Source organism: Paenarthrobacter sp. MSM-2-10-13, assembly GCF_011605365.1.
Taxonomy (GTDB): domain Bacteria; phylum Actinomycetota; class Actinomycetes; order Actinomycetales; family Micrococcaceae; genus Arthrobacter.
Genome location: NZ_JAAOXO010000001.1, coordinates 508,982 through 521,707, shown reverse-complemented (window position 1 = coordinate 521,707; position 12,726 = coordinate 508,982). Strand labels below are relative to the sequence as shown.

Here is a 12,726-nt window from a genome sequence, read left to right as displayed (position 1 = left end):
GCCGGTGACTTGGGCCGTGCCTGATGGATTATGGCCAACAGGGCCGGATACTGATCGTCATCACTGGATCCAGTTGCCCGGACAGCCGGCGTGCGTTCAGGGAACAGAGAGATTTCTGCGGCACCTGAGACAGGCCGGAAAGAGACGACACCACCGACGTTGGCACAGTTGACGAAAGGTACGGCAAAACACCGAGATCCAAAATCAGGGAACTGCCCGCGGCTTTACCGGCGGTGCACTTCCACTCTAGCACCTTGAACGTCCACAGCCAGCGTCATCACGCGCCAACTGACGTCGGGTGTGTTGACCGCCGTGAACGCTTCAATGAATTCAACAACCGCAGCGGCTTGGTCAGCACCATTAGCCAGCACCATCACTGTGGGACCAGCGCCGGAAACAACGGCCGCATGGCCCGCACCACGGAGGGCTGCAAGGAGGTCTGCGCTGGGCCGCATGGCCTGTGCCCGGTAGCTCTGGTGGAGATAGTCTTCCGTTCCTGGGAGCAGCAAAGCGGGATCTGCAGTGAGCGCATGGATCAGCAAGGCCGCCCGCCCGGAATTCATGGCCGCCGCGTGGTGACCAACCGATGCGGGGAGTAGACCGCGCGCAGTTTCAGTAGCGAGCTCGTAGTCCGGGACTGCCACTACAGGAATAACCGACGACGCGACGTCAGCGCGCGTGCTGCTGTACTGCTCGCTGTCCTGCCATGACAGCGCCAGTCCGCCGAAAATCGCGGGTGCGACGTTGTCCGGGTGCCCTTCCATCTCGCTTGTCAGCTGCAGGATCCAGTCACGGTCCTGCCGGGATTCCGAAGGGACCAGCGCATTGGCGGCAGTAACCGCGGCTACTACAGCCGAGGCTGAAGATCCCAGCCCCCTGCCATGCGGGTTGACGTTATCCGCAATGATCTTCAGGCCCGATCGCTGGTAGCCAAGGCGATCCAAGGCAAGGTCAATAGCGCGCACAACCAAGTGACTTGCATCACGTGGGAGAGTCTCAGCGCCCTCACCGGAGAGCTCAAACTCAAGCTCCCCGGTGCTGAGGGTTTCCACCGTCAAGGTGTCGTAGATGGACAGGGCCAAACCGAGGCTGTCGTAACCGGGGCCCAGGTTGGCACTCGTACCGGGGACCTTGACGGTCAGCCGCTGGCCTGCCGCGACGAGTGCACGATCGGTCGCGGTGGGCTGCATTGATTCCACTCTTAGTTTTCTTCCAGTCCCAGTTCTGCGGCAACGGTGACGACGTCGTTCGGCACCTTGACGGGCTGCACATCGCTGCCGTCTTCGGTGCGGAGGGCCCACTGCGGGTCCTTGAGTCCGTGTCCGGTAACCGTGATGACGATGGTTTTGCCCGACGGAACCTCGCCTGCGGAATGCTTCTTGATCAAGCCCGCGACACCGGCAGCGGAGCCGGGTTCAACGAAAACGCCTTCCTTTGCCGAAAGCCAGCGGTGAGCCGCAAGGATCTCGTCATCGGTGACGGCCTCGATCAGTCCACCGGATTCGTCACGGGCCGCAACGGCGGTTTCCCACGAGGCCGGGTTGCCGATGCGGATGGCGGTGGCGATCGTGTCGGGCTCGGTAATGGGGTGGCCTGCAACGAACGGCGCGGCACCTGCGGCTTGGAAGCCCCACATGACTGGCGTCTTGGAGGAAACAGCCGGAAGTGTTCCATTGGCGGTCTCGAAGGGCGCGGAGTATTCCTTATAGCCCTTCCAGTAGGCCGTGATGTTGCCGGCGTTGCCCACGGGCAGCACGTGGATGTCAGGGGCGTCGCCCAAGCTGTCCACTACCTCGAAGGCGCCGGTCTTCTGGCCCTGAATACGCGCAGGGTTGACGGAGTTCACCAGGAACACAGGGTAGGACTCGCCGAGTTTTCGAGCGATGTCCAGGCAGTTATCGAAGTTGCCGTCCACCTGGAGCAGCGTGGCACCGTGGGCGATGGCCTGGCTCAGCTTGCCCATGGAGATCTTGCCTTCGGGTACCAGCACAGCGCATTTGAGGCCTGCCGCGGTGGCATAGGCCGCAGCCGAGGCGGAAGTGTTGCCGGTGGAAGCGCAAACTACAGCCTTTGCACCGGCTTCGACGGCAGCGGTCATGGCCATGGTCATGCCGCGGTCCTTGAAGGAACCCGTGGGGTTCATGCCTTCGACCTTCAGGTACACCTCTGAGCCGGTCAGCTCGGAAAGCTTCTGCGCGTGGACAAGCGGCGTGCCGCCCTCGCCGAGGGTGATGACCTTGGTGGCTTCCGTTACAGGCAAACGATCAGCGTATTCGCGGATTACTCCGCGCCATTGGTGAGCCACTTAGACCCCTTCTACCCGAAGTACGGATGTTACAGAATTGATGACGTCCAAGCCTTTGACGGCCTCGACGGTTGCCGCTAGTGCAGCTTCGGACGCACGGTGCGTCACGATTTTCAGCTCGGCTGACTCAACGTTCGAGGCAGAGTCGCGGTGGATCGTTTGGCGCATGGTTTCGATGGAAACGCCGTTCTCGGCAAAGATGTGGGCAATCCGGGCCAGCACGCCGGCCTGGTCAGCGACATCCAGGCCGATGTAGTAACTCGTGGTGGAGGCATCGATGGCCAACGCCGGAACGTGGCCCGTGGTGGTCTCAGTGCGCCCGGGGCCGCCCAGGACCAGACGACGCGCAGCGGACACGAGGTCCCCCAGCACGGCAGATGCAGTGGGAGTCCCACCGGCGCCCTGGCCATAGAACATCAGTTCGCCTGCGTTCTCGGCCTCGATGAACACAGCGTTGAACGCACCACGGACAGCTGCCAGCGGGTGTTCACGCGGCAGGAGGGTGGGGTGAACCCGCACGGAAATTCCGCTGCCGTTATCCGATGAATCGATCTTCTCGGCAATGGCGAGCAGTTTGATCACAAAGCCGGCTTCCTTGGCCGATGCGATGTCGGCAGCGCTGACCTTGGTGATGCCTTCGCAATACACATCGTCCAGGGAGAAGCGGGTGTGGAACGACAACGACGCAAGAATCGCCGCCTTCGCTGCAGCGTCGTGGCCTTCGACGTCGGCAGTGGGGTCCGCTTCCGCATAGCCAAGACGCTGTGCTTCGGCGAGGGCATCGGCGAACTGTGCGCCGGTGCTGTCCATCTGGTCAAGGATGAAGTTGGTGGTGCCGTTGACGATTCCGAGGACGCGGGTAATGCGGTCTCCGGACAAGGAGTCACGGATAGGGCGCAGAATGGGAATCGCTCCCGCTACGGCGGCCTCGTAGGACAGCTGGACTCCGGCCTTATCAGCCTCTTCGTAAAGAGTGGGGCCATCCTGGGCGAGCAAGGCCTTGTTGCCGGTAACGACGCATGCGCCGTTCTGGATGGCCGTCAGGATCAGAGAGCGTGCAGGCTCTATGCCGCCCATGAGTTCGATGACCAGGTCAGCGTCCTTGACCAAGGTATCGGCGTCGGTGGTGAACAGTTCACGCGGCAGTTCGACCTCACGCGGCGCGTCGACATTGCGGACGGCGATGCCGGAGAGTTCCAGGCGGGCGCCGCTGCGTGCGGCGAGGGCCTCGGCGTCGTCAATCAGAATCCGCGCAACCTGGGCCCCAACGTTGCCACAGCCCAGCAGGGCCACCTTCAAGGTTCGCATTTCAGACATTCGCCACTCCCATGTCGCGGTTCAAGAGATCTTCTTCGGTTTCCCCGCGGACAATCAGCCGGGCGGCTCCGTCGCGTACAGCGACAACGCCAGGCCGGGCCAGGTAGTTGTAGTTGCTGGAGAGGGCCCAGCAGTAGGCGCCGGTACCCGGTACTGCGAGCAAATCACCGGCTGCCACATCCGCGGGCAGATATACATCTCTAACAACTATGTCGCCGCTCTCGCAATGTTTGCCCACTACGCGGGACAGTTGCGGAGCCGCCGAAGAGTTCCGGGAGGCCAGAATTGCCGAATAATCCGCGTCGTACAGCACCGGACGGGCGTTGTCGCTCATTCCGCCGTCCACCGACACATAGCGGCGCGGATACGTAACGTTCTCTTGCCCTTCTTCGCCCTCAGGGGCGTCAACCCGGACCGTTTTGAGCGTGCCGACTTCATAGAGCGTGAAGGTTGTGCTGCCCACAATGGCACGTCCGGGTTCTATGGAGATACGCGGTGGCGTGATGTCCAGCTCGGCGCACTTGGCGCGGACGACGTCGGCCATTGCCTGCGCGATTTCCGCTGCCGGGCGGGGCGTGTCCACGGGGGTGTAAGCGATCCCGTAGCCACCGCCGAGATCCAGTTCGGGCATGACGATGGAGTACTTGGCCTGCATCGCGGCAAGGAAGCCCAAAAGCTTCTCCGCTGCAACAGCAAAGCCATCGGGCTCGAAGATCTGCGAACCGATGTGGCAGTGCAGGCCAAGCAGCTCGATGCTGGCGTATGAGGTTGCTGCGGCTACTGCCTCTTCGGCTGCGGACAGGCCGGCTTCCTCGGTGGAATCCTCGGCCATGGAAAGGCCGAACTTCTGGTCTTCGTGGGCCGTGGCAATGAACTCGTGGGTGTGGGCGTGCACGCCGGGGGTAAGCCGCAGCATGACCTTGGCAGTCTCGCCGCGGCTGGAAGCGATCTTGGCAACGCGCTCAAGTTCATCGAGGCTGTCCACCACGATCCTGCCAAGCTTCATATCCAGGGCACGGTTGATCTCGGCGTCGGACTTGTTGTTGCCGTGCAGGCCAAGGTTGGGACCTTCAATACCAGCACGTGCCGCCACAGCCAACTCGCCGCCCGAACAAGTGTCCAGGCGAAGGCCTTCTTCAGCCACCCAGCGGGCCACTGCAGTGCACAGGAACGACTTCCCGGCGTAGTAGACGTCCACTCCCCCGCAAATGTCCGCGAAGGCGGCATCAAAGGCGTCCTTGAACGCACGTGCACGGGAGCGGAAGTCCGATTCACTCATGACGAACAGCGGGGTTCCGTACTGTTCCTTGAGTTCGCTAACGGACACGCCGTCAATGGTGACCTCGCCGGCGTCGTTCTTCCCAACCCCAGCCGCCCACATAGGTGCTTGCAAGGCGTTGAGGTCTTCGGGAACAGCCAACCACCCGGGCGCGAGCGGAGAAGCATGTGCAGTGTCTGTGTTCATTTCCCTACATCCGTTCCGGCGCAGAAACGCCCAGCAGTTCGAGTCCGTTGGCGAGGACCTGGCTGGTGGCGTCGTTCAACCACAGACGTGTGCGGTTGACGTCGAGCACGGGTTCCTCACCCTGCGGCGAGACGCGGCAAGCGTCGTACCAGCGGTGATAAGCGCCGGCGATGACCTCAAGGTGGCGCGCCACACGGTGCGGTTCACGCAGTTCGGCGGCCTTTGCCACGATGGACGGGTAGCTGCCCAGATAGGAGAGCAACTCGTTTTCGGTGGCGTGGTCCAGAAGTGATGCGTCAAAGGCGTCCACTCCGTCAACCTGGCGTTCCACCCCGGCCTCGGCAGCATTGCGGGCCGTACCACGCGACCGGGCGTGGGCGTACTGCACGTAGAACACGGGGTTCTCGTTGCTGTGCTTCTTCAACAGTTCGGGATCCAACGTCAGGGGCGAGTCAGCCGGGAAACGAGCGAGCGAGTAGCGGACAGCGTCCTTCCCGAGCCATGAGATGAGGTCCTTGAGCTCGATGATGTTACCGGCGCGCTTGGACAGTTTGGCACCATTCACGGACACAAGCTGGCCGATGAGGACCTCGATGTTCACCTCGGGATCATCGCCCGCGCAGGCTGCAATCGCCTTCAGACGGTTGATGTAACCGTGGTGGTCCGCGCCGAGAAGGTAAATCTTCTCCGTAAACCCGCGGTCCTTCTTGGAAAGGTAGTACGCGGCGTCCGCTGCAAAGTAGGTGGGTTCGCCGTTGGCACGGATCATCACGCGGTCTTTGTCGTCGCCGAAATCGGTGGTGCGCAACCAGACGGCCCCGCCGTCGTCGAATACGTGGCCCTGTTCGCGAAGCCGGGCGACGGCAGATTCGATCGCACCGGCGTCGTGCAGTTCCTTCTCCGAGAAGAAGACGTCGAACGCAACACCGAATTCAGCCAGCGTGGCCTTAATGTCAGCCATCTGGGCCTCGTAGGCTGCGGCGCGGATGACGGGCAGTGCCGCCTCGTCCGTCAGTTCGCGGATGCCTGGGTGGGCTTTCAGTACTTCGTCGCCCAGTTCGCGGATGTACTCGCCGGGGTAGCCACCCTCCGGTACGCCACGGCCATGAAGGCGGGAAAGGACCGAGTTCGCGAACACGTTCATCTGCGAACCGGCGTCGTTGATGTAGTACTCGGCGGTGACGTCGGCACCGGAGGCGCGCAGGACGCGGGCAATGGCGTCGCCAAGAGCCGCCCAGCGCGTGTGTCCGATGTGGAGCGGGCCGGTGGGATTCGCAGAAACGAACTCCATATTGACCACCCTGCCGGCGAGCGCCTTGTTGGTGCCGTAGCTGGCCCCGGCTTCAACAATGGCCTTGGCGAGTGCACCGGCTGTGGCAGCGTCTACGGTGATGTTCAGGAAGCCCGGACCGGCAATCTCCACTCCCGTAACACCGGGAATGCCCTGCAAATGGTTGCTGAGGACTGCCGCGAACTCACGGGGGTTCATACCGGCCTGCTTGGAGAGTTGCAGGGCGATGTTGGTGGCCCAGTCTCCGTGCTCCCGGTTCTTGGGTCGCTCCACTCGCACGGCGTCGGGCACGGCAGATTCCGTCAAGGCGATTTCGCCGGTAGCGACGGCGTCCTTAAGGCAGGCGGATATGGCAGCAGAGAGTTCTTCGGGAGTCACGCTTCTAGCCTACCGGGGGCCCGCAGAGTCACGGAATTGAGGATGCCGTATGTGGATAGTGGAACAAAGCCCGCTCACAGGAATGGCTATCTGGCAGCACAGAGTGAACCATTACGCTGAATCCGACGTTGTGAACACTTAGGAGGTGGCCTAGTTGGCCATCACCGTAGTAGAAGCACCTCTGACGAAAATGACCATTGACGAAATCTTGTCCAGTTGAAACGAGCAGACCCATGACTACGCCACTCCGCAAGAGCCTCTACGTTGGTTTCGCCGGCCTCTCCATCATCGGAACGGCCGCGGCATGCGCCCCCACAACCGAAGCCCCCACCAGCAGTACACCGGCCACACAGGATGGCGGTCAGGCCGCGACAGGCAGCCCAACACCTGCAGGTACGTCGTCATCAACCGCTGTAGCCTCCACCGGGGGATCCACCTATAAGGACGGAACCTACAGCTCCGACGGCACGTACACCTCGCCCAATGGTCAGGAAAAGGTGGGTGTTGAACTGACGCTTGCCTCGGATAAGGTTTCTGCGGTCAACATCACGGTCCACCCTTCCAACCCGAATACCAAGAAGTTCCAAGGCGAATTTGCCAGCGGAATCGCCGCGCAGATCGTGGGCAAGGACATCGACGACCTCAATGTCTCCAAGGTCGCTGGCTCTTCCCTGACGTCCGGCGGCTTCAACGAGGCCGTGGAACAGATCAAGTCCCAGGCCAAGTAGGGGCCATGCCCCACCCTGGCTGGAGCACTTTCCGCTTCGAAGGGATCGGTACGCAGTGGGAAATCTCGACGCCGGACCGTTTGGCACCCGCGATCCGCAGCGAACTGCTGGAGATTGTTGCGGAGTACGACAAGACGTGGTCCCGGTTCAGGCCGGATTCATTGGTGTCCATCCTGTCCCGTGGCCCGGGCATCATCACGCTGCCGGATCATGCAGTAGCCCTGCAGAAGCTCTATGCCGTGCTGTACCGCCTCAGCGATGGTGCCATGACGCCACTTATCGGGAGCAGCTTGGAGCGACTGGGTTACGACGCCGGTTATGCGCTTGTTCCGTCAGGACTCCCCCTCGCTCCGCCGCGGTGGGAAGACGTCCTCGATTGGACAGGCACGGACCTGGCCGCGAAAGAACCGGTGGTTTTGGACGTCGGAGCAGCCGGGAAGGGCCAGCTCGTTGACCTGCTGGGCGCAGCCCTGCGAGCACAGGGACAGAGCGATTTCCTGGTGGATGGAAGCGGCGACATGCTGCACTCCGGTGACCATCCGGTCACCGTTGCTTTGGAACATCCCTATAACCCCCGGCAGGCCATAGGAACGGTGGAGCTGCACAATTCCGCGCTGTGCGCCTCCGCCTCCAACCGGCGCACGTGGGGTGACGGTCTCCACCATGTCCTGGATGGAAGTACGGGCGAGCCCATACACACCACTGTGGCTACATGGACCATGGCTGAAAGCGCCCTGGTTGCGGACGGACTTGCTACGGCATTGTTCATGCTTGAACCGCCTCGGCTGGAGGTCGAATTTGATTTCTCATGGCTTTCGGTGTCATCGAATGGTGCTGCCGCGTTTTCGCACGGTTTTGAGGGGAGACTGTTCACATGATTGCCGCTAAGTCGCGCCTGGACACCTGGTTGGGCCACTTCACCATGTACCGCCTGATTCTCTGGGTGCTGGGCGTACTGGTTGTTTACAGCATGGTCCTGAACATCCTGGGATGGTTGACCTTCGGGCTTCCGGAGATGGCGGTACACCTTGTGCTTTGCCTGGGTGTGACCTACGCGTCCAGCCGGCTGCTTGCCTTGCTCTTCGGGGTCAAACCGCACACGGAGTCCTCGCTGATCACCGGGCTGCTGCTGTACTTCCTGTTTTGGCCCGCTTTTGGGGTGATGGACATGGCGGGGGTTGCTTTGGCTTGCGTGCTGGCCAGCGTCTCCAAGTATGCCCTGGCGTTCCGTGGCCGGCACATCTTCAACCCGGCCGCGGTGGGCGCGTTCATCACGGGTCTGACCGGGCTGAACATCGCCACATGGTGGGCCGCGACGCCGGCCATGCTCTGGCTCCTGGTTCCCGGGGTCCTGCTTGTCCTGTACCGCACACGAAAATTGCTGATGGCCACCGTTTTCCTGGTGGCTGCCACAAGCATCATCACGGTGGAGCTGCTCAGCCGCAATATGACGTTGGGCCAGGCCCTGTGGCAGTCCCTGGCGCAACGGCCCTTGCTGTTTTTTGTGGGCTTCATGCTCTCGGAGCCCCTCACCCTGCCTCCCCGTCGTTGGCAGCAGCTGGCGTTGGCCGCCGTCGTGGGTGTTGTTTTTGCGGTGCCTTATAACTTTGGTTTCATTGCCAACTCCCCGGAACTGGCACTGTTGGTGGGCAACCTCATGGCGTTCTTCCTGGGACAACGAGGTGGCATCCAACTGACGTTCAAAGGTTCGCGCCCCCTCACCCCGGCAAGTACTGAATTCAGGTTCGAGGCGCACAGGCCGGTGCGCTTTGCCGCAGGGCAGTTCATGGAGCTCAACCTCCCGCATGCAGGCTCTGATGGTAAGGGGCGTCGTCGCGTCTTCAGCATCACCAGCCCGCCCGGCGCCACCGAAATAACGTTTGGCGTGGGCACGGCGGAGCCCCTTTCTACGGCGAAGAAGGCACTGTTTGCGCTTCGGCCCGGGGACCGTATCTCCGCAACGGCAGTGGGTGGGGACTTTGTTCTGCCGAACGACGCCGGGAAGCCGGTGTTGCTCATCGCTGCGGGAATCGGCATTACCCCTTTCCTGTCGCAGCTGGCGGCCAAGGACGCCGCGCGCGACACCGTGGTGCTGTATCTCGCGAAGGGGCGCCATGAGCTGGCCAGCGTGGAACAACTGGAAGCATCGGGCGCCAAGGTAATAGCCCGGCTTGCGGACGGGTCCACTCCCCCGGAGTTCATGGTCGACGCCGGCGCCTCCAGGATCGACGCCCCGCGCCTTAAGGAGCTGGTTCCGGACATTGGGGAACGGGAAGTGTTTGTATCCGGGTCTCCGGCGAGCGTGGATTCCCTGCGCGCTGCGGCACGTGATGCAGGAGCTCGGCGGGTCCACGTGGACTCGTTCGCAGGCTACTGATGGGCTAGGTTCCGGCCGGGCTCGCCGGCTTGGCGCCGGGTTTTCATTTGCGGCTCAGTGGCTGCTAAGCTCTAGGACGTCCCACCGGCAACGGAGGGAACCCTGGATGCCCTCGTAGCTCAGGGGATAGAGCGTCTGCCTCCGGAGCAGAAGGCCGTAGGTTCGAATCCTATCGAGGGCACAACGAATACCCCGCCAGCAAAGCTGGCGGGGTATTTTTGTGTGCCGGATACTCACTATCAGTTCGGGGCTTGCCGGTCCTGTGCCGCAATAATGTCTGCCCCTACTCCTAGGCTGAATTCAGTTGGTCATACCGATAGCCAAAGGGGTTAGCCATGATGTGCTCCATCGTCCCTCCGTACATGCTTCGCAAGTTAGCCGCCCAGAACGAGCCACGGCTGCGCGCCGTGGCCAGGGCAGCAAAAGAGTCCCTGCTTCACATCAAAGACTTGCAGGCCATCCGCACAGCCCCCATCCCCGCCGCTCCCCCCAGCGCACGCCAAGCTAAGCCCGGCCCCGCCAAACGGACCATTTACGATGCTGAGTCTTTGGAAACTTTGCCCGGACGCGTAGTCCGGAAGGAAGGTGCGGCACCTGTCGGGGACGTGGCAGCCGACGAGGCCTACGACGGCCTGGGGAGCACGCATCGCTTGTATGGCGAGATTTTCGGCAGGGACTCCATTGATGATGCCGGGCTGGCCCTGGACGCCACCGTCCATTACGGGAAGCTCTATGACAACGCCTTCTGGGATGGCTCCCAAATGGTGTTTGGCGACGGCGATGGGCAGATCTTTCAGCGCTTCACCAAGTCCCTTAGCGTCATCGGCCACGAACTCGCGCACGGAGTTACCCAATACACGGCCAATCTGGCCTACCGGAATCAGGCTGGCGCGCTCAACGAGTCCATGTCTGATGTCTTCGGCGTCCTCGTGGAGCAATACCTGAAGAAGGAGTCGGTAGAGCAGGCTAGTTGGCTCATCGGGGAGGGCCTCTTCACGGACCAGGTTCAAGGCGATGCCCTGCGTTCCCTGAAAGCACCGGGCACCGCTTACAACGACGACGTTCTCGGCAAGGATCCCCAGCCGGACTCCATGGATACATACGTACGGACCAGTGCTGACAATGGCGGAGTCCATATCAACTCCGGCATCCCCAACAAGGCTTTCTATGTGGTGGCCTCTGAAATTGGTGGCAATGCGTGGGAAGCGCCGGGCCAGATCTGGTACGGCACGCTGACCAGCGGAAGCCTTCCAGCGACGTGCACGTTCGGAAAGTTTGCCAAGACCACTGTGGCCACGGCAGAGGAACTCTTCGGCTCCGGTTCAGCGGAGCATGACGCCGTCCTGAAGGCGTGGGAGACTGTGAAGGTCAAGGTTTAGTCAGGTGGCGGGACCGGATGTCTTTCCTTCGGTCCCTGCCGGTCGGCTAACTAAGGATCAACCGAACGAGAAGCAGCCGGTCATGAAGATCACCGTCCAACGCAGTGGGGGAATCGCAGCGCTGACCCGCATCTGGAGCGTGGACGCAGTCTCCCCTGATGACAAGAATCGATGGGTCCCGATCGTGGAGGCTTGCCCATGGGATGAGGCCAAAAGCCAGGCGCAAGCGGCCAACGAGCCGGACCGCTTCATGTACTCCATCAGGGCAGGCCAACGCCGTGCCACCCTCCCGGAACGTGCTGTTACCGGCCCTTGGCAGGAATTGGTCGAATGCGCCAAGGCTGAAGGATCAGAGTCACGGGGTCGTTTAGGTAGCCGTCGTTAAAGCCGCTGCCCCCGTGGAGCCGGCGTCCGCCCGGCAAAGCTGCGAACATCTGCCCAGCTGACTCAGATGGCTTCTGCCAACTGCCCACGGAATGCACGACGATAACTTTGCGGACTTGTGTCCAGCACCTTTGTGAAGTGGTGGCGGAGCAGCACTGAATGTCCGAACCCGGCTTCCCTGGCAATTTCGTCGATGTTCAATTCAGTGGTCTCCAACAGTTCCTGCGCACGCAGCACGCGTTGCGAATTCAGCCACGCTGCAGGGGTCGCTCCGGTTTCCGCCCGGAAACGGCGGGCGAACGTCCTGGGAGACATGTGGAGTCGGGCCGCCAGTTCGTTCACACTGTGCTCTTGGTCGAGGTGTTCAACCATCCAGCGAAGCAGCTCCTCCATGGGCGCGGAACCGCAACGGGGCATTGGCCTGTCGATGAACTGGGCCTGGCCGCCGTCGCGGTATGGCGGTACCACCATGTCGCGTGCAATTGCGGCGGCCACATTGGCTCCCAGCTCCTCGCGGACAAGATGGAGGCAGGCGTCGATTCCGGCGGCCGTCCCGGCGCTGGTGATGATGGTCCCGTCCTGCACATAGAGGACATTCTCATCCACGATCGCAGACGGGTACCGACTGGCCAGATCCTGAGAATAATGCCAGTGAGTGGTGCACCGGCGCCCGTCCAACAAACCGGCACGGGCAAGCGCGTAGGCGCCCGAACAAATGGACATCACCCACGCGCCCCTGGCATGTGCTGCCCGCAACGCCTCCATGACGGACTCGGGGACGTCCTGGTCCCGGCCAAACGGCGCCATGATGACGAGGTCTGCATCGGCCGCTGCTTCGAGGCCGAGGTTCACATGAAGGGACAGGCCGGACTTCATACGGACGTCACCCGGTTCCGGTGTCACCACCCGGAAATCGAAGGCCGGCACCCCGGCCCCACGGTCAGATCGGTCGATGCCGAAGACCTCGAAGGCCGTACCGAATTCGAAGACCGAGAAGTTGGGTACCACCATCACAGCCACTGATTTCAACATATCTCCAGTGTGGCAGAAATTTATCTATTTGGGGCATTTCTGCCACTGTTTCTTGTCCGTCCTCAGGAGC

Annotated in this window: 11 protein-coding genes and 1 tRNA gene; 6 read left to right on the top strand and 6 right to left on the bottom strand. The window is 62.0% G+C overall.

Annotation, left to right across the window (positions count from 1 at the left end; translation table 11 throughout):
• Nucleotides 1–224: 224 nt before the first annotated feature.
• The 5 genes from thrB to argS are packed head-to-tail and all read right to left on the bottom strand — an operon-like array spanning nucleotide 225 to nucleotide 6,756.
• Nucleotides 225–1,199 carry a homoserine kinase gene (gene thrB, locus HAV21_RS02440; protein WP_166840193.1) on the bottom strand — a complete coding sequence of 325 codons (975 nt, stop codon included), beginning with the start codon at nucleotides 1,197–1,199 and terminating at the stop codon, nucleotides 225–227.
• A gap of 2 nt (nucleotides 1,200–1,201) precedes the next feature.
• Complete coding sequence (gene thrC / locus HAV21_RS02435; RefSeq protein WP_166840191.1) at nucleotides 1,202–2,305, bottom strand: threonine synthase; 1,104 nt, start codon at nucleotides 2,303–2,305, stop codon at nucleotides 1,202–1,204.
• Complete coding sequence (locus HAV21_RS02430) at nucleotides 2,306–3,622, bottom strand: homoserine dehydrogenase (RefSeq protein ID WP_142938620.1); 1,317 nt, start codon at nucleotides 3,620–3,622, stop codon at nucleotides 2,306–2,308. It abuts the gene before it with no gap.
• A complete protein-coding gene (lysA, locus tag HAV21_RS02425; RefSeq protein WP_166840189.1) occupies nucleotides 3,615–5,087 on the bottom strand; it encodes a diaminopimelate decarboxylase in 1,473 nt (490 codons plus the stop codon). The genes HAV21_RS02430 and lysA overlap by 8 nt, the downstream gene beginning before the upstream one ends.
• Nucleotides 5,088–5,091: 4 nt before the next feature.
• The gene (argS, locus tag HAV21_RS02420) at nucleotides 5,092–6,756 is read right to left on the bottom strand and encodes an arginine--tRNA ligase (protein WP_166840188.1); all 1,665 of its coding nucleotides are present in this window, start codon (nucleotides 6,754–6,756) and stop codon (nucleotides 5,092–5,094) included.
• Nucleotides 6,757–6,989: 233 nt separating this feature from the next.
• Between argS and HAV21_RS02415 the strand changes: the two genes are divergently transcribed.
• The 6 genes from HAV21_RS02415 (at nucleotide 6,990) to HAV21_RS02390 (ending at nucleotide 11,625) form a co-directional block, all read left to right on the top strand.
• The gene (locus HAV21_RS02415) at nucleotides 6,990–7,484 is read left to right on the top strand and encodes a hypothetical protein (protein ID WP_142938617.1); all 495 of its coding nucleotides are present in this window, start codon (nucleotides 6,990–6,992) and stop codon (nucleotides 7,482–7,484) included.
• 5 nt (nucleotides 7,485–7,489) lie between these two features.
• Nucleotides 7,490–8,362, top strand: a complete 873-nt coding sequence (locus tag HAV21_RS02410) for an FAD:protein FMN transferase (RefSeq protein WP_166840186.1) — start codon at nucleotides 7,490–7,492, stop codon at nucleotides 8,360–8,362.
• A complete protein-coding gene (locus HAV21_RS02405) occupies nucleotides 8,359–9,861 on the top strand; it encodes an FAD-dependent oxidoreductase (RefSeq protein ID WP_166840184.1) in 1,503 nt (500 codons plus the stop codon). Before HAV21_RS02410 ends, HAV21_RS02405 begins: the two co-directional genes overlap by 4 nt.
• Nucleotides 9,862–9,969: 108 nt before the next feature.
• A tRNA-Arg gene (locus HAV21_RS02400) sits at nucleotides 9,970–10,042 on the top strand.
• Nucleotides 10,043–10,196: 154 nt separating this feature from the next.
• The gene (locus HAV21_RS02395; protein ID WP_223940520.1) at nucleotides 10,197–11,240 is read left to right on the top strand and encodes a M4 family metallopeptidase; all 1,044 of its coding nucleotides are present in this window, start codon (nucleotides 10,197–10,199) and stop codon (nucleotides 11,238–11,240) included.
• 82 nt (nucleotides 11,241–11,322) lie between these two features.
• The gene (locus HAV21_RS02390; RefSeq protein WP_142938614.1) at nucleotides 11,323–11,625 is read left to right on the top strand and encodes a protealysin inhibitor emfourin; all 303 of its coding nucleotides are present in this window, start codon (nucleotides 11,323–11,325) and stop codon (nucleotides 11,623–11,625) included.
• Nucleotides 11,626–11,687: 62 nt separating this feature from the next.
• Here HAV21_RS02390 and HAV21_RS02385 read toward each other — a convergent pair whose 3' ends face one another.
• Nucleotides 11,688–12,656 carry a helix-turn-helix domain-containing protein gene (locus HAV21_RS02385; protein ID WP_166840182.1) on the bottom strand — a complete coding sequence of 323 codons (969 nt, stop codon included), beginning with the start codon at nucleotides 12,654–12,656 and terminating at the stop codon, nucleotides 11,688–11,690.
• Nucleotides 12,657–12,726: the final 70 nt, after the last annotated feature.